The organism is Parageobacillus sp. KH3-4 (assembly GCF_022846435.1).
GTDB lineage: Bacteria > Bacillota > Bacilli > Bacillales > Anoxybacillaceae > Parageobacillus > Parageobacillus thermoglucosidasius_A.
In genome coordinates this window covers 1,991,153-2,015,546 of record NZ_AP025627.1, presented here as the reverse complement: position 1 = coordinate 2,015,546, position 24,394 = coordinate 1,991,153, and the positions used below count along the sequence as shown (strand labels likewise).

At 46.7% G+C, this 24,394-nt stretch carries 27 protein-coding genes, 1 tRNA gene and 1 riboswitch; of the genes, 21 read left to right on the top strand and 7 right to left on the bottom strand.

Annotated features, from left to right (window positions below; genetic code table 11):
* Positions 1–24 precede the first annotated feature (24 nt).
* Positions 25–306 (top strand): hypothetical protein, encoded by a 282-nt coding sequence (locus MWM02_RS10410; protein WP_064550412.1) that lies wholly within the window; start codon positions 25–27, stop codon positions 304–306.
* A 23-nt stretch (positions 307–329) separates the two neighbouring features.
* Complete coding sequence (gene yidC, locus MWM02_RS10405) at positions 330–1,085, top strand: membrane protein insertase YidC (RefSeq protein ID WP_064550411.1); 756 nt, start codon at positions 330–332, stop codon at positions 1,083–1,085.
* Positions 1,086–1,267: 182 nt separating this feature from the next.
* Here the strand turns inward: yidC and MWM02_RS10400 are convergent, their stop codons facing one another.
* The 4 genes from MWM02_RS10400 to MWM02_RS10385 form a co-directional block, all read right to left on the bottom strand.
* On the bottom strand, positions 1,268–1,531 hold the full coding sequence (locus tag MWM02_RS10400) for a hypothetical protein (RefSeq protein ID WP_064551992.1): 264 nt from the start codon (positions 1,529–1,531) through the stop codon (positions 1,268–1,270).
* A gap of 77 nt (positions 1,532–1,608) precedes the next feature.
* A complete protein-coding gene (locus MWM02_RS10395) occupies positions 1,609–1,899 on the bottom strand; it encodes a hypothetical protein (RefSeq protein WP_244401947.1) in 291 nt (96 codons plus the stop codon).
* A 405-nt stretch (positions 1,900–2,304) separates the two neighbouring features.
* The gene (locus MWM02_RS10390) at positions 2,305–2,568 is read right to left on the bottom strand and encodes a hypothetical protein (protein WP_064551992.1); all 264 of its coding nucleotides are present in this window, start codon (positions 2,566–2,568) and stop codon (positions 2,305–2,307) included.
* A 77-nt stretch (positions 2,569–2,645) separates the two neighbouring features.
* Entirely contained in the window at positions 2,646–2,924 is a 279-nt protein-coding gene (locus MWM02_RS10385; protein WP_244401946.1) for a hypothetical protein, read from the bottom strand.
* Between the two features lie 266 nt (positions 2,925–3,190).
* On the opposite strand from MWM02_RS10385, the gene MWM02_RS10380 reads away from it, so the two are divergent.
* Together MWM02_RS10380 and MWM02_RS10375 are read left to right on the top strand one after the other, a co-directional pair.
* Complete coding sequence (locus MWM02_RS10380; RefSeq protein ID WP_064553572.1) at positions 3,191–3,742, top strand: cysteine hydrolase family protein; 552 nt, start codon at positions 3,191–3,193, stop codon at positions 3,740–3,742.
* A 73-nt stretch (positions 3,743–3,815) separates the two neighbouring features.
* The gene (locus MWM02_RS10375) at positions 3,816–5,285 is read left to right on the top strand and encodes a nicotinate phosphoribosyltransferase (protein WP_064553574.1); all 1,470 of its coding nucleotides are present in this window, start codon (positions 3,816–3,818) and stop codon (positions 5,283–5,285) included.
* 323 nt (positions 5,286–5,608) lie between these two features.
* Here the strand turns inward: MWM02_RS10375 and pepF are convergent, their stop codons facing one another.
* Positions 5,609–7,468, bottom strand: a complete 1,860-nt coding sequence (pepF, locus tag MWM02_RS10370) for an oligoendopeptidase F (protein ID WP_064553576.1) — start codon at positions 7,466–7,468, stop codon at positions 5,609–5,611.
* A gap of 130 nt (positions 7,469–7,598) precedes the next feature.
* Between pepF and MWM02_RS10365 the strand changes: the two genes are divergently transcribed.
* Positions 7,599–8,489 (top strand): aldo/keto reductase, encoded by an 891-nt coding sequence (locus MWM02_RS10365; protein ID WP_064553578.1) that lies wholly within the window; start codon positions 7,599–7,601, stop codon positions 8,487–8,489.
* 30 nt (positions 8,490–8,519) lie between these two features.
* On the top strand, positions 8,520–10,676 hold the full coding sequence (locus MWM02_RS10360; RefSeq protein WP_244401945.1) for a DNA topoisomerase III: 2,157 nt from the start codon (positions 8,520–8,522) through the stop codon (positions 10,674–10,676).
* A 9-nt stretch (positions 10,677–10,685) separates the two neighbouring features.
* On the opposite strand, the gene MWM02_RS10355 is transcribed toward MWM02_RS10360, so the two are convergent.
* Both MWM02_RS10355 and MWM02_RS10350 read right to left on the bottom strand, forming a co-directional pair.
* A complete protein-coding gene (locus MWM02_RS10355; protein ID WP_244401944.1) occupies positions 10,686–11,126 on the bottom strand; it encodes a GNAT family N-acetyltransferase in 441 nt (146 codons plus the stop codon).
* 240 nt (positions 11,127–11,366) lie between these two features.
* Positions 11,367–12,293: a glycerophosphodiester phosphodiesterase gene (locus tag MWM02_RS10350; protein WP_064553584.1), complete on the bottom strand. Its 927-nt coding sequence runs from the start codon at positions 12,291–12,293 to the stop codon at positions 11,367–11,369.
* 399 nt (positions 12,294–12,692) lie between these two features.
* On the opposite strand from MWM02_RS10350, the gene MWM02_RS10345 reads away from it, so the two are divergent.
* From MWM02_RS10345 to cobM, 15 genes are all read left to right on the top strand, one after another.
* Positions 12,693–12,764: transfer RNA gene (locus MWM02_RS10345), tRNA-Gln, on the top strand.
* A 100-nt stretch (positions 12,765–12,864) separates the two neighbouring features.
* The gene (gene rraA, locus MWM02_RS10340) at positions 12,865–13,359 is read left to right on the top strand and encodes a ribonuclease E activity regulator RraA (protein WP_064553795.1); all 495 of its coding nucleotides are present in this window, start codon (positions 12,865–12,867) and stop codon (positions 13,357–13,359) included.
* Between the two features lie 48 nt (positions 13,360–13,407).
* Positions 13,408–13,599, top strand: a riboswitch (cobalamin riboswitch).
* Positions 13,600–13,724: 125 nt separating this feature from the next.
* On the top strand, positions 13,725–14,093 hold the full coding sequence (locus tag MWM02_RS10335; RefSeq protein ID WP_064553586.1) for a (2Fe-2S) ferredoxin domain-containing protein: 369 nt from the start codon (positions 13,725–13,727) through the stop codon (positions 14,091–14,093).
* Between the two features lie 26 nt (positions 14,094–14,119).
* Positions 14,120–14,860, top strand: a complete 741-nt coding sequence (locus MWM02_RS10330; protein WP_064553588.1) for an energy-coupling factor ABC transporter permease — start codon at positions 14,120–14,122, stop codon at positions 14,858–14,860.
* Positions 14,861–14,863: 3 nt separating this feature from the next.
* Positions 14,864–15,148, top strand: coding sequence for an energy-coupling factor ABC transporter substrate-binding protein (locus MWM02_RS10325; RefSeq protein WP_064553590.1), 285 nt, complete (start codon positions 14,864–14,866; stop codon positions 15,146–15,148).
* Positions 15,145–15,861, top strand: a complete 717-nt coding sequence (gene cbiQ / locus MWM02_RS10320; RefSeq protein WP_064553592.1) for a cobalt ECF transporter T component CbiQ — start codon at positions 15,145–15,147, stop codon at positions 15,859–15,861. The genes MWM02_RS10325 and cbiQ overlap by 4 nt, the downstream gene beginning before the upstream one ends.
* A gap of 17 nt (positions 15,862–15,878) precedes the next feature.
* Entirely contained in the window at positions 15,879–16,697 is an 819-nt protein-coding gene (locus MWM02_RS10315) for an energy-coupling factor ABC transporter ATP-binding protein (protein ID WP_244401943.1), read from the top strand.
* An 84-nt stretch (positions 16,698–16,781) separates the two neighbouring features.
* Entirely contained in the window at positions 16,782–18,344 is a 1,563-nt protein-coding gene (cobJ, locus tag MWM02_RS10310) for a precorrin-3B C(17)-methyltransferase (RefSeq protein WP_244401942.1), read from the top strand.
* A 13-nt stretch (positions 18,345–18,357) separates the two neighbouring features.
* The gene (locus MWM02_RS10305; protein ID WP_064553598.1) at positions 18,358–19,182 is read left to right on the top strand and encodes a sirohydrochlorin chelatase; all 825 of its coding nucleotides are present in this window, start codon (positions 18,358–18,360) and stop codon (positions 19,180–19,182) included.
* A gap of 12 nt (positions 19,183–19,194) precedes the next feature.
* Complete coding sequence (cobK, locus tag MWM02_RS10300) at positions 19,195–19,962, top strand: precorrin-6A reductase (protein ID WP_064553600.1); 768 nt, start codon at positions 19,195–19,197, stop codon at positions 19,960–19,962.
* A 20-nt stretch (positions 19,963–19,982) separates the two neighbouring features.
* Positions 19,983–20,630 (top strand): precorrin-8X methylmutase, encoded by a 648-nt coding sequence (locus MWM02_RS10295; protein WP_064553602.1) that lies wholly within the window; start codon positions 19,983–19,985, stop codon positions 20,628–20,630.
* A 5-nt stretch (positions 20,631–20,635) separates the two neighbouring features.
* The gene (locus tag MWM02_RS10290) at positions 20,636–21,733 is read left to right on the top strand and encodes a cobalt-precorrin-5B (C(1))-methyltransferase (protein WP_064553604.1); all 1,098 of its coding nucleotides are present in this window, start codon (positions 20,636–20,638) and stop codon (positions 21,731–21,733) included.
* Complete coding sequence (gene cbiE, locus MWM02_RS10285; protein WP_244401941.1) at positions 21,720–22,925, top strand: precorrin-6y C5,15-methyltransferase (decarboxylating) subunit CbiE; 1,206 nt, start codon at positions 21,720–21,722, stop codon at positions 22,923–22,925. Before MWM02_RS10290 ends, cbiE begins: the two co-directional genes overlap by 14 nt.
* Positions 22,922–23,623, top strand: a complete 702-nt coding sequence (gene cobI / locus MWM02_RS10280; protein ID WP_064553608.1) for a precorrin-2 C(20)-methyltransferase — start codon at positions 22,922–22,924, stop codon at positions 23,621–23,623. The genes cbiE and cobI overlap by 4 nt, the downstream gene beginning before the upstream one ends.
* Complete coding sequence (gene cobM, locus MWM02_RS10275) at positions 23,620–24,390, top strand: precorrin-4 C(11)-methyltransferase (protein WP_064553610.1); 771 nt, start codon at positions 23,620–23,622, stop codon at positions 24,388–24,390. The genes cobI and cobM overlap by 4 nt, the downstream gene beginning before the upstream one ends.
* Positions 24,391–24,394: the final 4 nt, after the last annotated feature.

The following is a 24,394-nucleotide window of genomic DNA, read 5'->3' as shown; positions in this document are numbered from 1 at the left end:
CTTGAATCGAAAAGAGGTGGGAGAATGGAAGCCCCCTTTGATTTGCTGGCGTATGTGTCGCTTGTTGGCGCACTGCTTGTCGTCGTGAAATGCTATATCGGCGAATACCGCAAAACGAAAGCTTTTTTATATGACGTTACGTTCGCGCATGCGGAGCGGAAGAAAGATGGCGCATGTTGCGCTTATGCTGTCGTTCCTTTCCGTCGCGTTTTTGCATTGCAAAAGCGGAAAATTCCTGTGCGTGAACGTTCACATCCGTCTGATGAAGAAGGAAGGAGACCACTTGCCTTTGCTGCACATAAATGACACGACACGCAAGGAGGTCTCTTATGAAAAAGTGGCTGTTTGCATTACTAGGAACGGTTGTTTTATTGAGCGGCTGCAACCGCAATGCACCGATCGATGAGCATAGTCAAGGGATTTGGGATCATTATTTTGTCTATCCGATGTCGAAATTGCTTTTAACCCTTGGTCATTTTTTTGGCAATAACTATGGCATTGCGATCATCGTGTTAACGTTGATCGTTCGTGTTTGCTTGCTTCCGCTTATTATAAAGCAATTTAAAACGACGATTGCGATGCAAAAGCTTCGCCCGGAACTGCAAAAGCTTCAGGAGAAATATAAAGGCACCGATCTTGAAACGCAGCGCAAGCTCCAGCAGGAAATGATGCAGCTCTATCAAAAGCACGGCGTCAACCCAGCGAGCGGCTGCCTGCCGGTGCTGATTCAAATGCCGATTTTTATGGCGCTTTATTATGCGATTTCGCGCACCCAGGAAATTAAGCTCCATTCGTTTTTATGGGTACAGCTCGGCCATCGCGATCCGTACTTCATTTTGCCGATTTTGGCCAGCCTCACGACATTTATCTCGTTGCGTTTGTCACCGTCGATGGCGGAAGAACAAATGCCGCAAATGGCGATGATGTCGTATATCATGCCGATTATGATTTTTATTGGGGCAAGCTCCGTACCGTCCGCCCTGTCGCTTTACTGGGTCGTCGGAGGCTGTTTTTCGATCATCCAATCGCTGATTTTGCGCGCGCAACTAAAAGCGGTCAAAGCTGCAGAAAACGGACGGGCATGACAATTCCCCCCCCCGCTTTCCTTTAAATGGAAAGCGGGGGTTTTTATCATAAATAAACCATGAAGGCTCGTGCTGAAAAAGTTCACTTTCCTCGTGAACTTTTTCAGCACTTTGGAAAAAGGATAACGAAATTTGTCAGTTTTTAGACACATAATTGTTTTCTTTTTACAGAATAAGATTTCTTATTTAGATTTATACTTTTCTAATTTTCTAAGGGCTAATTCAAATTCCTCATTTGATAGTTGGTTCTTGGCTAATAATGAATATAGAATGGCAAGTGCAATCGGCTTTACATCCACTTGGATATTTATGTGGACATTAACATCCGAATTACCGCTATGAGCAACTTGTGATTGATTCAAATTAACATCAACGGAAGGGATTCCATCTAGTGAAGATAAATTCCCTAAATTCTCGGAAGAGAGATTATTCTTTAGATTTTCCATTGCATATCCCCGCTTTAAAATAGACTACTACTAAAGTGCGATAAGTATTATCTCACTTTAGTAGTAGTTTTCAGATTTTAATAATCGTCTTCTATCTCTTGTTTTTGCTTTTGTTGTTGTTTTTGTTCTTGGTCAGATTCAGATTCGGATTCAGTTTTCGCTCTTACATAAGAGTTTCCACTGTGGGAAACTGAAGCATTAGTGTGAACGCTAGTATAGTTTGAATTGCGATTTTTTAGTTCAGTCTCATTCTCGTTCTCATTCTCATTTTCGTTCTCGTTTTGATTTTTAATTTTTGCCTTTGCCTCCGCTTCCGCTTCTGCCTCGGCTCTACGCTTTTTATGATGGTCATCGTACATCATTACCATTTGTTACCTCCTGATTGATTTTTTTGATTACAATCGCAGTATATGCGGAGTAAATCAGAAGGAATGGGTAGTTTTCCTGCGATATAAGTGGATTTTATATTTATGTCAACCCTTAAACGTATGCACCTCTACAATTTTAGTTCATAATAATCACTAATTTATTAAGAAGTTTCTCAAATTATGGTGTAGGTGCGAAGATGGGAAAACGTAAAAGGCATAATCCAAAACCGATGGGGCGGGCTAAATCACGGTTATTGCAACTATATGGTTTATATCTAACTTACTAATGGGAGAAAAAGAAAAAGTTCACTTTCCTCGTGAACTTTTTCAACACTTTGGAAAAAAGATAACGAAATTTGTCAGTTTTTAGACACATAATTGTTTTCTTTTACAGAATAAGATTTCTTATTTAGATTTATACTTTTCTAATTTTCTAAGGGCTAATTCAAATTCCTCATTTGATAGTTGGTTCTTGGCTAATAATGAATATAGAATGGCAAGTGCAATCGGCTTTACATCCACTTGGATATTTATGTGGACATTAACATCCGAATTACCGCTATGAGCAACTTGTGATTGATTCAAATTAACATCAACGGAAGGGATTCCATCTAGTGAAGATAAATTCCCTAAATTCTCGGAAGAGAGATTATTCTTTAGATTTTCCATCACATATCCCCGCTTTAAAATAGACTACTACTAAAGTGCGATAAGTATTATCTCACTTTAGTAGTAGTTTTCAGATTTTAATAATCGTCTTCTATCTCTTGTTTTTGCTTTTGTTGTTGTTTTTGTTCTTGGTCAGATTCAGATTCGGATTCAGTTTTCGCTCTTACATAAGAGTTTCCACTGTGGGAAACTGAAGCATTAGTGTGAACGCTAGTATAGTTTGAATTGCGATTTTTTAGTTCAGTCTCATTCTCGTTCTCATTCTCATTTTCGTTCTCGTTTTGATTTTTAATTTTTGCCTTTGCCTCCGCTTCTGCCTCAGCTCTACGCTTTTTATGATGGTCATCGTACATCATTTATTACCTCCTGATTGATTTTTTTGATTACAATCGCAGTATATGCAGAGTAAATCAGAGGGGATGGGTAATTTTACCAAGGTATCAGTGGATTTTTAAACTACACATGATGCATTTGAGTTGATCAATAATGTTGTAGTCCCTTTTGTTATTTAGAAAGAACAACGGTATGGTTTTCAAGAGTGAACGGTCAATCTATACGCGCTAGTAATTTTTTTTCTTTTAACATATAATAGTGTTAAATTCGGGATAGTGGGGGAGTTGCGATGAAAAAAGCGTTGATTAATATCGATTATACTATTGATTTCATCGCCGACCACGGCGCGCTTACTTGCGGAAGACCAGGTCAGGAAATTGAAGCGGAGCTTGTGAGGATTACGAAACAGTTTATCGAGAATGGCGATTTTGTCGTATTTGCAATTGATATGCATAAAGCGGGCGATACTTATCATCCGGAAACGAAGCTGTTTCCGCCGCATAATATCGAAGGCACGGACGGCCGGAAATTGTATGGAGAATTGGAAGCGGTTTATCAAGCGTACAAACATAGAGACAATGTATATTGGATGGACAAGACGAGATATAGCGCGTTTGCCGGGACGGATTTAGAAATAAAGCTAAGAGAACGAGGAATTACGGAAGTTCATTTAGTCGGCTGCTGTACTGACATATGCGTGCTTCATACAGCGGTTGACGCGTATAATAAGGGATTTCGTATTGTCGTACATAAAAAGGCGGTCGCAAGCTTCCATCCTGTCGGGCATGAATGGGCGCTTGAACACTTTAAACATTCATTAGGTGCAGAAGTAGTGGAATAATAGAATAAAAGTGGTAGAATAAACGGAGGATATGCTTTTTGTCAAATCGAATCGTTGTTTTGGAGGTAGCACAATGAACGAAAAATACGCAGATGACAGCTTTACTCTTCATACCGACTTATATCAAATCAATATGGTAGAGACGTATTGGGAAGACGGCATTCATCAACGTAAAGCGGTATTTGAAGTGTTTTTCCGAAAACTTCCTTTTGGAAACGGATATGCTGTATTTGCCGGATTGGAAAGAGTGATTCAATATTTACAAAATTTCCGTTTTTCCGAAAGCGATATTGAATATTTGCGTTCGGAGTTAGGCTATCAGGAAGATTTTTTAGAGTATTTGAAAACCGTTCGTTTCACAGGGACATTGCGCTCGATGAGGGAAGGGGAAATTGTTTTCGGCAACGAACCGATTTTGCGCATTGAGGCGCCGCTGGCGGAAGCGCAGCTCGTGGAAACGGCGATTTTAAACATTATTAACTTTCAAACATTAATCGCGACGAAAGCGTCCCGAATTAAACATATTCTTGGCGATGAACCAGCAATGGAGTTCGGCAGCCGGCGAGCGCACGAGTTGGACGCCGCATTATGGGGGGCGCGCGCTGCGTATATCGGCGGCTTTGACGCGACTTCCAACGTGCGGGCGGGTAAGCTTTTCGGGATTCCTGTGGTGGGCACTCATGCGCATGCGATGATACAAGCGTATCAAGATGAATATGTTGCATTTCATAAATATGCGCGCCGCCATAAAGATTGCGTCTTTCTTGTCGATACGTACGATACGCTGAAGTCAGGCGTGCCAAATGCGATTCGTGTCGCGAAAGAGCTGGGCGATCAAATTAATTTTATTGGCATCCGCATCGACAGCGGCGATCTCGCCTATTTGTCGAAAGAAGCGAGAAAAATGCTCGATGAGGCGGGATTTACGGATGCGAAAATTTTCGCTTCGAACGATTTAGACGAAGAGACGATTATTAATTTAAAATCCCAAGGTGCGAAAATCGACGTATGGGGAATCGGCACGAAATTAATTACGGCGTACGATCAGCCGGCGTTGGGCGCCGTTTATAAATTGGTCGCCATCGAAGACGAAAACGGAAACATGGTCGATACGATCAAAATCAGCGGCAACCCGGAAAAAGTCACGACCCCTGGGTTGAAACGGGTGTACCGCATTGTAAACAAAATCAACCAAAAAGCGGAAGGGGACTATATTGCGCTAGAAAACGAAAATCCGCAACAAGAAGAGCGGCTGAAAATGTTTCATCCTGTTTACACGTTTATCAGCAAATTTGTTACCAATTTTGAGGCGAGAGATTTGCATGAAACGATTTTTGAAAACGGCAAGCTGGTGTACACTTCCCCGCCGTTGAAAGAAATCCAAGATTTCGTTAAGGAAAATTTGAAATTGTTTTGGGATGAGTATAAACGAACAATGAATCCCGAACAATATCCTGTCGATTTAAGCCAAGCCTGTTGGGATAATAAAATGGAGAACATCCGAAAAGTGAAGGAGAAGATTGAAAAATTGGGAGAATATTGAGAATGATTGGTGTAACCGTTTTTGATAACATGAAAAAGATCATCGACGGTGCGATGATCTTTTTTCGTTTTTCTGGGTTATTTGCGACATTTATTATTAAGCAGGCGGACATTAGCAGCTAGCCTTAAAAGGTTAGTCGGAGTGATCGCTTTCACCGCAGTAACATTTATCTTTAAGCGCCGTCTAACGAGTACAAGGAATAAAGGGGAAGCGGCAGAAAGCCAAATCAACAAAGTTTCTCGATTGTCGCTTAAACATTGATGCAAAAGCGCTGGCTTGAAAAGGATCAGAAAGCGACATGTTGGAGTCAGTTCCATTTCTAGTTACAGTTTTCTTTGCATTTTCAACTGCTGTTCCATTTTGCGGACGAGCAGGTCGAAATAGGAAAGCAGGTTCTCAAGCGGCTTCGATGATGTCATGTCCACGCCCGTTTTTTGTAAAAGGCGGATTGGGTCGTCAGATGTGCCGGCGCTTAAAAACTGCAAATAGCGTTTCGTTGCTTCTCCGGTTTTATCCGCTTTCATTTGCTTGACAAGCTCGAAGGAAGCGGCGAGGGATGTCGCGTATTTATAGACGTAAAACGCATCATAAAGATGCGGGATGCGCAGCCAGCCGCGCGCTGCTTCCGGGTCGGCGGCGTAAGCAGGGCCGTGATACTTTTTCAATAAACGAAGCCAAAGATCGTTCAGCTCGGCAGCGGTTAAGCTTCCACCTTGCCGCACTTTGTTGTGGATCGCCTGTTCGAACTCGGAATACATCACTTGCGTATATAGCGTGCCGCGGATTTGCTCGAGTTGCTGGTTGAGCAAATACAGCTTTTCTTCGTCCGTTTTCGCCCGCTTCATCAAGTAATCCATCATCAGCCATTCGTTGGCGGTGGAGGCGACTTCTGCGGTGAAAATCGATTGCCCGGAATAATGGTACGGCTGCGTGTTGTTTGTGTAAACGGAATTCATTGCATGGCCGATTTCGTGGGCGATCGTCAGCATGCCATCGAGCGACTCGTCGTAGTTGAGCAAAATAAACGGATGGGTGTCGTACGCGCTCGTATTATAGCCACCCGTATATTTTTTGGGGCGCGGATATGCGTCAAGCCAGCCTTGTTCGAAAGCGAGCTTCACGTGTTTGATGTAGTCGCCGCCGAGCGGTTTCAATCCTTCAAGGAGGAGCGTTTGTGCCGTTTCGATCGGAAACTTCATTTTTTTCGCGACCGCCTCGTCGACAAGCGGCACATACATATCGTAACTGTGGACGCGGTCGATGCCGAGTGCTTTTTTGCGCAGTTCGACATAGCGGTGCAGTGATGGCAGATGATCGTTTACGGTCGAGATAAGATTCGTAAACACTTGTTTTGGCACATCATCGGCTGACAGTGCTGCCTCGAGGCCAGATCGATATTTTCGCGCTTTCGCGTACAATTCGTCCGCTTTCACCGAAGCGTATAACGTGGCGGCCGATGTGTTTTCGATCGCTTCATAGCTTTGAAAACGCGTTTGAAACGCCCGCTTGCGGTAGCTGCGGTCTGGATGTTCAAGCGCTTTTGTATAGTTTTCCTCTGTCAGCGAAACCGTTTTCCCGTCCGGCGTGCGAATGGAAGGAGGCTCATAATCGCCGCGCGCGGCATTGTTATAAATGTTTTCCGGATCACTCATGATTGGGGAGAGCTTGGCGAGCAGCTGTTCCTCTTGTTTGGAAAGCGTATGTTTTTTTTGTTCGCGTAATTCTTTAAAATAATAGCGGTATTGCTTAAGTGCTTTGCTTTTTTGCAGCTTGGCAAGCGTCTGCTCGGAAAGCGACAGCAGTTCCGGCTCGATAAACGCTGTTTTGGCTGCATATTCGGAAATAAGCGCCTCCACTTTTGCTTTCAGCCGCGCCGCAGTCTCATCTTCTATATTTAAATCTTGTTTTAAGTGAGCATAAAGCGACAATTTTTCAAGCTTTCGTGCTATCCTTTCATTAAGGGCAAACAGCTTGGAGACGTTGGCGGCGCTCTGAAGCTTTCCTTCATAGGCGGACAGTTTTGGCAGCGCATCGGCGGCTGTTTGATAGTCGCGCTCAAAATCAGCTTCTGACGTGTAAATGTCGGCCAGATTCCATTGGTATTTTGTTTGTGCCGCGGAGGCGTTCGATGGCGCAAGCAACAGGATGACCGCCAGCCATGCATATAACTGTTTTTTTATCATCTTCCCATTCCTTTCCTGTTTTTCCGTTGTTAAGTAGTATGCGCAAAAAGGGATGGATTACTCGAACAAAAAGGAATAGAAAATCGATGAGAAATGGATAAAGGGCAAAAAAGGAAGAGGAGGACGAGCAGTGGAACGAATCCGTTTAGCAGAAGATTTAACGTTTTCCCGCATCATTCACGGGTTATGGAGACTAGCGGAATGGCATTATTCGAAAGAACAGATATTGGCTCTTATCGAATTTTGTCTCGAACAAGGGATTACGACGTTTGATCATGCCGACATTTACGGGAATTATACATGCGAGTCGCTGTTTGGCGAAGCGCTGGCGTTAAAGCCAAGCTTGCGTGGGCAAATCGAGATTGTTACCAAATGTGGGATTAAGCTCGCATCGAAATACGGCTTGAAGCATTATGATACAAGCAAAGAGCATATTATCGCGTCCGTCCACCAATCGTTAAAAAATTTCCGCACCGATTACATCGACGTGCTGCTTATTCACCGTCCAGATCCGTTTATGAACCCGGAAGAAGTGGCCGAAGCGTTCACTAGGCTGAAAAGAGAAGGGAAAGTGCGCCATTTTGGCGTGTCGAACTTTAAACGTTCGCAATTTAACATGTTGCAGTCGTATTTAGATTTTCCGCTCGTGACCAACCAAATCGAGGTATCGGCTTACTGTTTGGAAAATATCGAAGACGGTACGGTCGATTTATGTTTGGAAAAGCGGATTCCGCCGATGGTGTGGTCCCCGCTTGCCGGCGGGAAAATATTTACGGCGGCGGACGACAAAGCAGTGCGCTTGCGCGCGGCGCTGGAACAAGTTAGAGATGAACTAGGCGCCGAAACGATTGATGAAGTATTATACGCATGGCTGCTTGTGCATCCGGCGCGGATGATGCCAATTGTCGGCTCCGGCAGAAAAGAGCGCATTATTCGTGCAGTGCGCGCGCTTGCACTGCCGCTTCGCCGCGGGCAATGGTTTGAAATTTTGCAAAGCTCGATGGGGCATGAAGTGCCATAATCAGCAACGAACAACAAGGAGAAGTCTGCAATGAAAGTGATCATCGCCGAAAAACCGGATCAAGGTGCGACGCTGGCCTCGATTTTTCAAACGAAAAGGCATCAGGGCTATATCGAAATTTATCCGAACGAATTGTTTCCGAAAGGAGCGTATGTGACGTGGGCGATCGGGCATCTTTTTCAGCTCGTTCCGCCCGAACGGTATCGTCCGGAATGGAAACAATGGAAGCTTGAGACGCTGCCGATCATTCCGGAGCGTTTTCAATATGAGGTAGAAAAAGCGAAAGCGAAGCAGTTCGCGATTGTGAAAGAATTGCTTTGCAAACCGGAAGTGACGGAAATTATCCATGCCGGCGACGCCGGAAGGGAAGGAGAGCTGATCATCCGCAATATTATCCATATGAGCGGTGTGAAAAAGCCGATGAAGCGGCTTTGGCTTTCATCATTGACGCCGAAAGCGATTTACGAAGGATTCCGCCAACTGCTAGACGAAGCAGAAACAAGAAATTTATATGAAGAAGCGTACGCGCGCGCTTGCGCCGACTGGCTCGTCGGGATGAACGCCTCGCGCGTGTACAGCATTTTACTGAAGCAAAAAGGGATGGATGATGTTTTTTCGGTAGGAAGGGTACAAACGCCAACGCTCGCGCTCATCGTAAAACGAGAAAAAGAAATTGAACAGTTTCGCCCTGAACCGTTTTGGGAAGTAGTGGCGACATTTGCCATTGACGGCAGGCAGTACGAAGGAAAATGGGCGAACGAAAAAGGAGAAACGCGGATCAAGGAGGAGCAGCTGGCGCAACAAATCGCCCAGTTTTGCCGAAACAAGCCCGCAATCGTGGGCGAAGTGAAAACAGAGCGGAAAACATTTTTACCGCCGCTATTATTCAATTTGTCCTCCTTACAGGCGACGGCAAACAAAGTGTATCAATTTTCTCCAAAAAAGACGCTCGATATTTTGCAAAAATTATACCAAAAAGGTATCGTGTCATATCCGCGTTCCGATTCCAATTATGTGACAAAAGGCGAGGCGGAAACGTTCCCGGATATTTTGCAAAAATTGCAGGCGTTTCCGGAGTATCAGCCGTTTTTTCCGCTGCCGAATGCATCAATTTTACATAATAAACGTTATGTAAATGAAAAGAAAGTGACTGACCATTATGCGATCATCCCGACGGAGCAGGTGGTTGATCCGGCGAAGTTGTCGGCGGATGAGCGGAAAATTTACGATTTGGTCGTGCGCCGTCTCATTGCCGCTCATTACGAAGCAGCGGTGTTTGACTATACGACCGTCACGACGCTTGTCGATGGGCGCGCCCGCTTTATTTCGAAAGGCAAGCGGCAAATCCAGGAAGGATGGCGGAGAGTCATCAGCCAGCGCGAAGACGATGATGTGGCGCTTCTTCCTTCGCTCCGTGAAAGCGAACGAGGCGATGTGCTGAACGTTCGTGTCAAAGAAGGAAAGACGCAGCCGCCGAAACGGTATACAGAAGGCCAGTTGATTACCTTGATGAAAACAGCGGGGAAATTTTTAGATAACGAAGAATTAGAAAAAGTGCTTGCCAAAACAGAAGGGCTCGGCACGGAAGCGACGCGCGCGGCGATCATTACCATGTTGAAAGAGCGCAATTACATCGAAGTAAAGAAAAATCAAGTGTATGCGACCGACAAGGCGAAAGTGCTGATCGAAGCGATTGGTGATAAAATTTTGGCATCTCCGGAAATGACGGCGAAATGGGAGCAACGCTTAAGCGAGATCGGTGAAGGAAAGGCGGCAGCGGCGCAGTTTATGGAGCAAGTAAAAAAGCTGTCCGCAAAAATTGTCCAAGACGCCGTTGAAATGTCGAAAACATGGGATTTCGCCGGGCTCGATACCGCGTCGATTCAACGGACAAAATCGAAAGCGGCACTCGGAAAACCTGTTGGCATCTGCAAGCTGTGCGGCGGCACGGTCATCGATAAAGGCACGTTTTACGGCTGCGCCAATTATGCCAAGACGAAATGTTCATTTGCGATTTCGAAAAAAATTCTCGGCAAAACGATTTCGCAAGCGAATGTGAAAGAGCTGCTCAAGCACGGCCGAACGAACGTCATTAAAGGATTTAAAAAAGGAGAAAAAACGTTTGATGCGGCGTTAGTGTGGGATGAAAAAGAGAAAAAAATAACGTTTTCGTTTGCGAAAAAATAATCTCCTTCCTCATGGCGAGGGGGAGATTATTTTTTCCATCAGCTGTTCCGGATGTCGCGGCGTCTGAAAGCCAAACTGTTCATATAGTCCGTGGGCGTCTTTTGTTGCCAGCAAAACGCGTTTTACGGCAGCGACGTCCGGGTGCCGCAATATGCATTTCACCAGCCATTTGCCAAGCCCTTGCCCTCGAAATTCCTCATCAATAAAGACATCGCACAAATAGGCGAACATCGCCCCATCAGTAACAACCCGCGCCAATCCGATTTGCGTCTGTCCGTGAAACAATGAAAAGCATAAGGAATGTTCCAAAGATTTTATGATCGTTGCCCTGTCTCTCGTATTCGCCCAATAAGAGCGGGCGAGAAATTCGCAGACGCGGTCGACTTGCACAAGAGCTGGATCGGTGGAAAGCGTAAACGGGCCGTTTTTGTATTGGACGATTTGCAGCAAGTTCGTTGCTCCTTTCGTGCTTTTCCCCATTATATCGATAAAACTAGAAAATGACAATAAGAATTTTATGAATAGAGCCAAAAATTATTCGATTATGTTTATAATGTTGAGAATCAATCCATTATATTATGAGGACAAAAATGATGGGAAAGTTGTTTCTGTTCGCACCGAATGTTTTTTGGTAAGTTGCTGTTTGCCGACGAGCGTGCTTTGGGGTGCATGAATGGTAAAATGGCGAAGCTATTTTTTGTGCAAGCTTGCTAGCCGATCAGGATAGTTTGTAAACATTCCGTCCACGCCTAATGATAATTGTTTGTGCATTTCTTTTTTCGTGTTTATCGTATACGGATGAACAATGAGATGGAGTTCATGCGCTTTTTGCACAAATTCCGGAGTAACGAGCGATTGATCTGGTGCAACTCCTTCAGCGTATTCGGCGGTTCGATCGAGCACGTCATCGAGGTTTCGTCCTTGGATCATGGCGGGACTATACAGTTGAATAAGCGGAATGCCTTTAGGAACGATGTTCTGCAATTTTCGCAAACTCGCTTCGCTGAACGATTGGAAAATGACTTTTCCTTCCTGCAAATATCCGTTCTTTTTTAAAATATCCACCATTTTTTCTTCCATGCCGGAGTAGACATTTGGAGCTTTCGTTTCAATGTATAGAGCGGCTTTCGCGTCTTTTTGTTTCATAAAATCAATCACTTCTTGCAGAGTAGGAATTTTTTCTTTGGCATATTGCTTCTTCGCGTATTCCGGATAAGCGTCGTTAAACCAAGAACCGGCATCCAGCTGTTTAATTTCTGAAAGCGTGAAGTCTTTTATCCGCCAAGGGGCGCGATCGGGGTATGCTTCTTCTGCGTTTGTTGTTCTCGCTAGCGTCGCGTCATGAATGGCGACTAATTCTCCATCTTTCGTCATATGCAAATCTAATTCCACATAGTCCGCTTTCATTTGAATTGCTTTTTTGTATGCCGATAACGTATGTTCTGGTGCATATCCAGACGCGCCGCGATGGGCGATAACAGCGATGTCGTCTGCAATTGGGGGCGGCGTGAACGGTTGCATGCCCAATTTATCGGCAGCCGCGGCGTTGAAGGAGTATGATGCGAGAAAACTGAATAGTATGGAAAGCGGCCAACCAATGATCGTTGATTTTTTCATTTTTTCTTCACTCTCCCTGCGACGATTTTTTCGCTTTCATTGTAGGAAGTGAAGGTAAAGATTAAATAAATGAATATTTAAAGTTTTGTCATTTATGCATAAAGAATGTTTAGTATATTTTTAAAAAATAGTATTTGCTAAATAACATTTTCTATAAATGAAAACTAATAGTATTTTGAAATATTTTTTAACAATAGTGGTATAGAGTGAATTGACAGAGGAAATACTATAAGCGGATGAAATACAGGAAAAACCATTTTGTTGTCCGTTGATTTAAGTTCACCGGATGATAAGCGGAATTTTGCGCTGACTTTATCTAAATGCAGATCATTTTAAAATTTTCCCATGCTGACTCGTCAATCAGTCAATTAAGGAAGAAGTTTCATGAAGTTATTTCGTTGGGCTATAGCCAAGCGGTAAGGCAACGGACTTTGACTCCGTGATGCGCTGGTTCGAATCCAGCTAGCCCAGCTGGAATGCAGGCAAGCAATCGCTTGTCTGTTTTTTTGTGGAAAAAGAAGGAGTTTCGTCAAATATGTCAAATAAAGACGATAGTGGGGAGGGAATGATGGTGAAAACAGCTGATTTATGCGATAAATTTTTTAGCGAGCTTCAAGTTTGCCGGCTGCCGATGCAATCATATGGCGGAAAAGCAGAATTTTCCGGACCGATCGCGACGGTCGACGTATTGGAAGATAATGTGCTTGTGCGCGAGGCGTTAGAAACCGTTCCGGCCGGCACTGTATTGGTCGTTGACGGGAAAGGTTCGCGAAATTGCGCACTGCTTGGAGATCGTTTGGCGCAAATCGCCTGCGATCGCGGACTTGCGGGCGTAATTATCCATGGCTGTATTCGTGATTCTGCAGAGATCGCCAATATGCCGATCGGGGTGATGGCGATCGGCACGTGCCCGATAAAAAGCAAAAAAGAAGGAAAAGGAAAACGGGACGTTGCGCTTGAATTTGGCGGTGTTCTTTGGGAGCCGGGCGCCTATGTATATGCGGATCGCGACGGGATTGTGTTGGCAAAAACGGACTTATTGAAAAAAGTGATTGACGGCGTTTAAAAATTTGTACTACCATGAGTAACAGAAATGTTCCATGAGAAATCAATATCTATGCCAAGCAAATAAGGTGCCTTTCTCATTAGAGAACAGGCTTAAAAGGGAAGTACGGTGAAAATCCGTCACGGTACCCGCCACTGTGATGGGGAGCTTTGTTGCATGATGTCACTGAAGGAAACTTCGGGAAGGCGCAGCAAAGCGATGATCCTAAGTCAGGAGACCTGCCTTATTTGTTCGGACGGATACCTACGGGATTATAGGTAGACGTGCGGGAGAATGGCATACTTTTTTGGCTATATTTGTATGCATTTTTCTGCACCTCTGCGTATAGAGGTGCTTTTTATTTTGCAAAAAAGGAGAGATTGAACATGACAACATGGAACTTAACCGGAACGAAACATCATGTGCTGATTTGCAACGGAGGCAGCTGCATGCGTAAAGGGGGAGAGGAAGTAACACTTGCCATCCGTGAAGAAATTGCGAGGCTGGAGTTAAACGACAGCGTACATACGACGCGGACGCGCTGCAATGGCCGCTGCCAGGATGCATGCGTCGTCATCGTTTACCCTGAAGGCGTATGGTACAACGGGATGACGCCGAAAAAAGCAAGGGAGCTTGTGCGAAGGCATTTACGGGACGGGGAATGGCTGGAAGAAACGATAACGTACCGTTATGAAAAGATGAAGGGATTCATGATGCCAAAACAATCAACGTCCCCTCTAGGAATCTCGAAATGATGCAGAACAGCGGGAGGAACGGAAGCATGAAAAAATGGAAATACGCCCTTTTCCTTTGCGGTTTAGTTGTCTATTTTACTTTTTCTGAAAGTTCATCGGCATTTGCGATGCATATTATGGAAGGATTTTTGCCTGTTAGATGGGTGATTTTTTGGTGGCTCGCGTTTTTGCCATTTTTGATCATCGGTATGCGTTCACTCATCCGGATTACGCGTGAGCATCCGGAACTAAAGCTGCTCATTGCGCTGTCCGGGGCATTTACGTTTGTGCTGTCTGCTTTAAAAATTCCATCCGTTACTGGAAGCAGCTCACATCCAACGGGGGTAGGGCTCGGTGCGGTGCTGTTTGGTCCATGGACGATGGTAGTGATGGGGAGCATCGTATTGCTGTTTCAAGCATTACTGCTGGCACATGGCGGATTGACGACATTAGGTGCGAATGCCATGTCCATGGCAGTCGCCGGCCCGCTTGTGGCGTACGGCATTTATCGTTTCGGGAAAAAGTGGAATATATCGCGGCGTTGGACGATATTTTTCGCTGCATTTTTTTCTGATTTAGCCACATATGTTGTCACCTCATTGCAATTAGCGTTGGCGTTTCCAGATGCGACAGGCGGGATTTTCGCTTCGTTTGTCAAATTTGCCGGCATTTTTGCTGTCACGCAAATACCACTGGCGATTACAGAAGGGCTGCTTACGGTTGTCGTTTGGAATTTCTTATCGACTTACAGCAGCCGGGAACTGACTCAATTAGAGAGGGGAGTGTAAATTATGAAGCGAAGTCTTTTTCTCCTTGTTTTTGCTGTTTTATTAGTAGTGGCACCGTTATTGTTCATTCATCACTCTGATTTTGGCGGCACGGATGACCAGGCGGAAAAAACGATTCAGGTGATCGCTCCTCATTATCAACCTTGGATGGAAACCATATTTGAGCCGCCGGGCGGAGAGGTGGAAACGTTGCTGTTTTCTGTGCAGGCGGCGGTCGGGGCCGGAATTATTGGCTACATTATCGGCGTCTATAAAGGTCGGGAGAACCGAAGAGAGGAATCAAAATGATCCGACAGTTTGACACAATTGCTTACAATAACCGCCTGCGGACAATACGTCCTGAACAAAAAGTGATATTTGCGCTCATATTATTAATGATGGCCATGATAGGTAGTTGGAAAATGCAAGTAATGATAACGATTTGGCTTGCCGCATGGATTATCGGGTATGCACGTGTTTCGTGGAAAGTGTACGCCAAAACACTCGGAGTTGTGGCATTGTTTCTGATGGTGAGTTTTCCAGCTTTGCTTGTTTCCATTGACAGTTCTTTTCATGTTTCTATTGATCGTTCGCAAATTTTTGCCGCGATGTCTTTGCTCTCTCGTTCGGTTGCGGCATGGTCTTGTTTATTTTTCCTGCTAGTGACTACCCCGTTTCCAGAGATGCTGTATGTGCTCAAGCGAATGAAAGTACCATCCGTCATCATTGAGTTGTTATTTTTTACGTATCGGTTTGTATTTGTTTTCGAGAAAGCAGCAGAAGAGCTATATGTAGCAATGAAAGCAAGAAACGGAGGAAACCATTGGCGGCATGGCGGGATGTTGGTGTTCCAGCTTTTTCAAAAAATATGGCATTCCTATGAAGCGCTGCGCCTTGCTTTATGGGCCCGCGGAGTTTCCGATGAAATGGTCTATGTTCATGTGGAAACATACAATGAAAAAAACAAACGTTATCTGTGGGAAGCAGCCATCGGCATAAGTTTGCTTCTATGGCTGGGATGATAGGAGGGCAGCAGACGATGCTGAAAATGGACGAAGTATATTATACGTATCCAAACGGGCCGTGTGTATTGAAGGGGTTAAGCCTTTGTGTCCCCAATGGAAAAAAATGTGCGCTTATCGGTCATAATGGATGCGGCAAGACCACGTTATTTTTACATGCGAACGGGCTGTTGCGCCCCGATTCCGGCGATATCTATTGGAATGGCGAGAAGATGGATTACCGACGTCCAACATTGCAAAAATGGCGGCGGGAAGTCGGCATCGTTTTTCAAAATCCAGAACACCAGCTTGTGGCGCCGCTGGTGCGTGATGAACTGGCGTTTGGCCTGTGCCATTTAGGAATGAAAAAAAGCGAGATGGACGAGCTCATGGAAAAAGCGCTGGACGAGTTTGGATTGCGTTCATGGTTGGACAAGCCTGTTCATCATTTAAGTCTCGGTCAAAAAAAATGGCTGACGCTTGCCGCCGTCATGGTGACGAACCCGAAATTATTAGTGCTCGATGAGCCGACGGCATATTTAGACCGACTGCAAATCGAGAGGTTTGTCGAGAAGATCAACGATATTCATCAAAACGGCACGACGGTTTTGATTGCGACTCATGATTTTGATTTTGTTTTAGAGTGGGCGGATATCGTGTTTGTCATGCATGACGGACAAATTGTCATGCAAGGAGCACCGCAAGAGGTATTTGCAAAGCAGCATCAATTGCAAAAATGGCATCTTGGTGTTCCGCTGCTTGCTTCTGTATGGAAAACGTTGTTTCCACACGAGACACGCATCCCGCGGAATGTGGAAGAAATGAAACAATGGATGAACGCCCAAGCTCCGTATTAGTGAGACAGTGATATAGAGTTCCAGTTTTTTAGGCAAATATGCCCAGTTAACATGAACAAGAAAGATGGAAATTGAGGTGAAACGATGAAAGGGAAATTGCTGATCGTTGGATTTGGGCCAGGCAGCGAAGAACATATGACAAAGCGGGCGCGGGAAGCAATTGAAGAAAGCGACATCGTTATCGGTTATAAGACGTACATTGACCTCGTCGCGGATATAATCGGCGATAAACAAGTGATTAGTACGGGAATGACGGAAGAAGTCAGCCGCGCCCAAGAGGCGGTGAAATGGGCGGAACGCGGAAAAGCGGTCGCCGTCATTTCCAGCGGGGACGCGGGCGTGTATGGAATGGCAGGGCTTGTGTATGAGGTGCTCATCGAAAAAGGGTGGACGCGAGAGAGCGATATCGAAGTGGAAGTCATTCCAGGCATTTCCGCCATTCATTCATGCGCCGCGCTGTTAGGTGCGCCGGTTATGCACGACGCGTGCACGATTAGCTTAAGCGATCACTTAACGCCGTGGGCGCTGATTGAGAAACGCATCGAAGCGGCAGCCGCTGCCGATTTTGTCATCGCTCTATATAATCCGAAAAGCGGACGGCGCACGCGGCAAATTGTCGAAGCGCAGCGGATTCTTTTGCGCTATCGCTCGCCAAGCACTCCAGTTGGATTAGTGAAAAGCGCTTATCGCGCGCGGCAGCATATCGTATTGACAGATTTAGCGCATATGCTCGATTACGATGTCGGAATGTTAACGACTGTCATTATCGGCAATTCTTCGACGTTTGTATACGACGGGCTGATGATTACGCCGCGCGGCTACCAGCGGAAATATACGCTGAGCGCCGCCGAACAGCCGTTGAAACCGCACGAACGGCTCCGCAAAGAAGCGGAACCGTGGGCGCTTGATCAAACGAAACCGTCCTCGGCAAGAGAAATCGCGGAAGACGCGTTGCAAAAACTGGCGATCCGCCAGCGCGACGCCGCGGTGTTTGCCCCTGCGATTTTCGAAATCGCGGTTAGCCCGGGGGTAGCGAATAAAAACTTTACGGCAAAGCAGATGATGCTGCTTGCTGAAATCGTCGGCGAAGGCGGAACGATGATGTATACGCCGGATCATTATTTGAAGCTAGAGGTGCCTACTTCTGATCCAGACTGTATCGTTTCGAAACTGAAAGAAGCGGGACTGACTGTTGCCCCGATCGGTGATGTGCTGATGGTGAAGGCGTGCGATTTTTGCGACGGCGAGAAAAAAGACGCGATTCCATACGCGGAAGAGTTATACGATCAGCTTGGCGGAATGGCGCTTCCGAAAGAATTGAAGATCGGTGTAAATGGCTGCGGCATGGCGTGTTACGGAGCGGTGCGGGAAGATATCGGCATCGTCTATCGGAAAGGGGCATTTGACTTATTTTTAGGAGGAAAAACAGTCGGAAGAAACGCGCAGCCTGGACAACTTGTCGCTGAAGGAATTCCTCCTAGCGAGATTGTATCTGTTGTCACCCGCATTATTCAAGAATATAAGGAAAACGCCTATCCAAACGAACGGTTTCATAAGTTTTTCCAGAGAGTGAAGCAAGTCGGCGGATTTGCGTATCAAGAAGAGAAGCAGGCGGCAAAAATCGAAGTGCCTGTCTGCGGTGAATAGGGGGAGAGAATCAATGAAAGCCGTATTATTTGTCGGGCACGGCAGCCGCGACCCGGAAGGAAACGATCAAGTCCGGCAGTTTGTCGAACAATTAAAGCAGAGCATTAAAGTATCCATACATGTCGAAACAAGTTTTTTAGAATTTGGACTGCCGACGATTCGCGAAGGGATCGATCGTTGCGTCGCCGCCGGGGCTCGTGAAATTGTCGTGATGCCAATGATTTTGTTGGCGGCAGGCCATTCGAAGCTGCATATTCCGGCGGAGATCGATGAAGCGAAGAAGCATTATCCGCATGTGGCGTTCATCTATGGCCGGCCGATTGGCATTCACGAGCAAACATTTGCGATCTTGAAAACGAGATTGCTAGAAATCGGTGAAAATATTGAAAACCCTGCTCCGGAAACAGCGGTGGTGCTGCTTGGGCGCGGGGGGAGCGATCCTGATGCGAACAGCGATTTATATAAAATTTCCCGCTTATTTTGGGAACAAACGAACTATTTCCTCGTCGAACCGGCGTTTATGGGGGTAACAACGCCATCGTTAGATGATGCTGTGGAGCGTTGCGTCAAGCTAGGGGCGCGAAAAGTGGTAGTTTTGCCGTACTTCTTGTTTACCGGGGTGCTTATCAAGCGTCTTGAAGAAAAAGTAAAACAATTTCGTTTTCAGTATCCCAAAGTTGATTTTGCCCTAGCCGGCTACTTTGGATTTCATCCGAAATTAAAAACGATTGTGCTTGACAGATTAGAAGAAGCGCTTGGCAAAACGATTGTGATGAACTGCGATATGTGCCAATACCGGCTTCACGCAACAGGGCATCACCACCATCACCATCATTAAGGAGGAACATGCATGGTTATCGTATTAGCGGGAACGAGCGATGCCCGAGAGCTGGCGCTTTGCATCCAACAGGCGGGATATAATGTGTTGGCGACTGTCGTTACAGAACATGCGGCGGACCAGCTGCGCGCTTCCGGATTAGCGGTGCATCTTGGAAGGCTGCCGGCGGATCAATTGGCAGCGTTGATCCGCGCGAAGAAAGCGAAAGCGGTGGTGGATGCAAGCCATCCGTTTGCCGAAGAAGCGTCGAAAAATGCGATGCAGGCGGCAGCGGCAACCGGCGTTCCGTACATCCGCTATGAACGCCAAGCAGCCGAGTTAAGCAGCCGGCTTGTCACCTTTGTTGACAGCTATGAAGAGGCGGCCGAATTGGCGGCGCAAAAGCGCGGGGTGATTATGCTGACGACAGGAAGCAAAACGCTGCACATTTTTGCCGCCAAGCTGCTTGGCCTTCCAAATACGCGCGTGATTGCGCGCATGCTCCCGCGCAAAGACAATATGGAGAAATGCGAACAACTAAAGTTTCCGCAAGAAAATATCGTTGCGATGCAAGGCCCGTTCTCAAAAGAACTGGATATGGCGCTTTTCCGTCATTTTGGCGTTACGTTGCTCATTACGAAAGAAAGCGGAAAAGTTGGATTTGTCGACGAAAAAATCGCCGCCGCACAAGAGCTGGGGATTGAGACGATTGTCATCCGCCGCCCATCGATGGAATATGGCACAGTGTTTTCACAATTTTCCGACGTCATAGCGGCGCTGCGGCAAACGATACAGTCTTAAAAAAGAAAGGGGTTTTGACAATGGATTTCCGCACGGAATTTCGTCCGGTTACAGTACAACCGCAGCAAATTGAAAAAAGAAGCTTTCAAATCATTGATGAAGAAATCGGGGAACACCATTTTACGGAAGAACAATATCCGATTGTACAGCGCGTCATTCATGCTTCTGCCGATTTTGAGCTTGGAAAAAGCTTATTATTTCATCCTGAGGCCGTTCGCGCAGGAATAAAAGCCATACGCAGCGGCAAGACGGTTGTCGCCGATGTGCAAATGGTCCAAGTCGGGGTGAACAAAACGCGCATTGAAAAATTTGGCGGAACCGTGAAGGTATATATTTCCGATGAAGATGTCATTGCCGAGGCGAAGCGGCTCAATACGACAAGAGCGATCGTCGCGATGCGAAAAGCGGCGAAGGAGGCGGAAGGCGGGATTTTTGCGATCGGAAACGCGCCAACGGCATTGCTGGAATTAATTCGTTTAATTAAAGAAGGAGAAGCGCATCCGGGATTAGTGATCGGCCTGCCGGTCGGGTTTGTGTCGGCGGCGGAAGCGAAAGCGGAATTGGCGAAATTAGATATTCCATTTATTACGAATATTGGGCGGAAAGGAGGAAGCACCGTTACCGTGGCGGCGCTAAACGCGCTGTCACTGTTGGCAGAGCGAGGTTAAACAAAATGGAAGCGAAAAAAACGCTGCGAGAAGGATATACGACGGGGGCGTGCGCCACAGCGGCGACGAAAGCGGCATTAACGGCACTGATTACCGGCATCCGGCAAACGGAGGCAACGATTTATTTGCCGGTTGGACGCTGGGCGACGTTTGCGATTGAATCGTGCGAGATTGGCGGGGCGTCGGCAGCGGCAACGGTGATCAAAGACGGGGGGGATGACCCTGACGCGACGCACGGAGCCGCGATTGTATCGACTGTGTCATGGGCGGAGCAGCCCGGCATTCATTTAGATGGCGGAAAAGGGGTAGGGCGCGTCACGAAACCGGGTTTGCCGGTCCCGGTAGGCGAAGCCGCAATCAATCCTGTCCCGCGGAAAATGATTTGCGAGGCAGCGCGCGAAGTGCTGGAACAATACAGCGTTTCCCGGGGAGTAAACGTCATTATTTCCGTTCCTGGCGGGGAAGAAATCGCCAAAAAAACGCTAAACGCGCGCCTCGGCATTATCGGCGGCATTTCGATTTTAGGGACGCGCGGCATTGTCGTTCCTTTTTCGACGTCCGCGTACCGGGCGAGCATCGTTCAGGCGATCCAAGTGGCGAAAGCAAACGGATGCGACCATGTCGTGATCACGACAGGGGGACGAAGCGAAAAATTTGCGATGCGACAATATCCTCATCTTCCTGAGGAAGCGTTTATTGAAATGGGCGATTTTGTCGGCTTTACGCTGAAACAGTGCAAAAGATTAGGAATCAAAACCGTTTCGATGGTTGGGATGATGGGGAAGTTTTCGAAAGTGGCGCAAGGCGTCATGATGGTCCATTCGAAAGGAGCGCCTGTCGATTTCTCATTTTTAGCGGCGATTGCCGAGCGAGCAGGTGCTTCGCCGGAACTCGTTGCCGCTGTTCGCGAAGCCAATACGGCGTCGCAAGTTGGCGAGATGATGTTGAAAGCAGAAAATAGACATTTTTTTGAAATACTATGCGATCATTGTTGTTTGTCGGCATTACGGGAAGTCGGCGGCGGCATTACAGTCGAAACATCGCTGTACACGATGGACGGCCAATTATTAGGAAAGGCGGTGCGAAACGATGCAGGCGATTAAACTAATTGGCATTGGCGCCGATGGGAAAGCGAGCCTCCCGCGCCTTTATGAACGCTGGATTTATGAAAGTGAATTATTGGTAGGCGGCGAGCGACACTTAGCCTTTTTCCCGGATTTTCAAGGGGAGAAGCTTACGATTCAAGGCGGTCTGTCCGAGCTTGCCGAAAGATTGAAACGTGAAACGAAGCGAACCGTCATTATTGCGTCTGGCGATCCGATGTTTTATGGAATCGGCAGCTATTTATCGAACAAGCTGCCGATCGAAGTGTATCCGACAGTCAGCTCGATTCAATGGGCGTTTGCGAAAATGGGGGAAAAGTGGCAGGACGCCGAGTTTATCAGCGTCCACGGCCGAGGCATGAAAGGGCTCGCGCAGCGAATCGACGGATGCGAAAAAGTGGCGATATTAACGGATGAAACGAATTCTCCTAACGCCATTGCGAAATATTTGCTTTCGTACGGAATGACCGAATACCGCGCGTTTGTCGGGGAAAATCTTGGCGGACGGGATGAACGGTGCCGCTTTTTCAAATTGGAAGCGATGGCAGATGCCGAGTTTGCCCCATTAAATGTCGTTATTTTGCAAAAAACAAAAGCAGGGCCGACGTGGTCATTCGGGATTAACGATGATGAATTTTTGCAGCGCAAGCCGGAAAAAGGGCTGATTACGAAAAAAGAAATTCGCGTGCTAAGCATTAGCGCGCTTCGCCTTCATGAAAAAAGCGTCGTTTGGGACATCGGCACATGCACCGGTTCGGTGGCGATTGAAGCAGCGAAAATCGCCCGCGAAGGCGCGGTGTTTGCGATTGAAAAAAACGCCCATGATATCGAGATTTGCAAGGAAAACTTAAAAAAATTCCGCGTCGACATTACGCTTGTGCACGGCAAAGCGCCTGAGCATTTAGATGAATTTGCCGACCCGGATGCCATTTTTATCGGGGGAACGTCGGGAGCAATGGGGCCGCTGCTTGACGTTTGCTGCCGGCGCTTGAAACGGAACGGGCGCATCGTGATTAACGCAGTTACGATAGAAACGCTGGCGCAGGCGGTGGAAGGATTAAAACAGCGCGGCTTTCAAGCAGACGTTACGCTTACGCAAATCTCCAGAAGCAAGCCGATTTTAGAGCTGACGCGGTTTGATGCGCTGAATCCGATTTATATCATTGCAGCAAAGAGGGAGGGAGACGAATGAGCGGAACGTTGTACGGCATCGGCGTCGGTCCGGGCGACCCCGAGCTGTTGACGGTGAAGGCGTTTCGCCGTCTGAAGGAAGCGCATGTCATTGCTTATCCGAAAAAACAGCGCGGCAGCAAAAGCTATGCCCAGCAAATTATTGAAGCATATTTTTCTCCGACGGAAAAAGAGATGCTTGGGCTCGTCTTTCCAATGACAAAAGATAGAGATGTGTTGAGAGAAAAATGGAACGAAACGGCAGAAGCGATATGGGAACAGCTCCGCGCGGGAAAAGATGTCGCATTTGTGACCGAAGGTGATCCGCTTTTATATAGCACGTTTATCCATCTGATGAACATCATGAAAGAACGTTATCCAAATGTCGTGATTGAAATTGTTCCGGGAGTTTCCTCCGTCAACGCGGCGGCGGCGAGACTGCAAATCCCGCTTGCCGACGGGGATGAACATGTGGCGATTATTCCGGCGCGCGACGACTATGAGGCGATGAAAAAAGCGCTTGAAGATCATGACTGCGTCGTGTTTTTGAAAGTGGCGAAGGTGATGGATATGATGATTCAGCTCCTTCGCGAACAAAGCTTATTGCCAAAAGCCGCCGTGGTGACAAAAGTGACATCGAAAGAGGAGGTCATTTGGAATATTGAACAGCTCGAAGGCGCGGAGCTTGAATATTTAACGTTATTGGTGGTGAGAAAGTGAAATTACATATTATTGGCGCAGGGCCCGGGGCACCGGACTTGATTACCGTGAAAGGCGCACAATTGCTCAAAGAAGCGGATGCAATTTTTTACACGGATTCGCTCGTCAATGACGAACTGATCGAGCGCTATCGAAAGCCAGAAGCCGAAGTGTTTCATACGGCGGGGATGCATTTAGAAGAAATGGTCGAAGCGATGCTGGAAAGACTGAAGCAAGGCAAAAAAGTCGTGCGCATCCATACGGGGGATCCGTCGATTTACGGAGCGACACTCGAACAAATAGCGCTCTTAAAAAAACAGGGGGTCGAAATCGAAATTGTCCCTGGCGTCAGTTCGGTATTTGCGGCGGCTGCCGCTGTCCAAGCGGAGCTGACTGTTCCGGATTTGACGCAGACGGTTATTTTAACGCGAGCGGAAGGGCGGACGCCGGTCCCGGAAAAGGAAAAGCTGGAAGAGCTGGCGAAACATCATTGCACTTTGGCGCTGTTTTTAAGTGCAACATTAACAAAAAAAGTGACAAAGGCGCTGAAGGATGCGGGCTGGAGCGATGATACCCCCGTTATCGTCGTATATAAAGCGACATGGCCAGACCAAAAAATCATTTATTCCACCGTCGGCACGCTGGATGGGGATATGCGAGAAAACGGCATCCGCAAACACGCGCTCATTTTAGCAGGCTGGGCGTTAGATCCAGCGATCATCGAGCGCGAGTATCGCTCGAAATTGTACGATAAAACGTTTACGCACGGATATCGGCGGGGGGTGTGAGAAA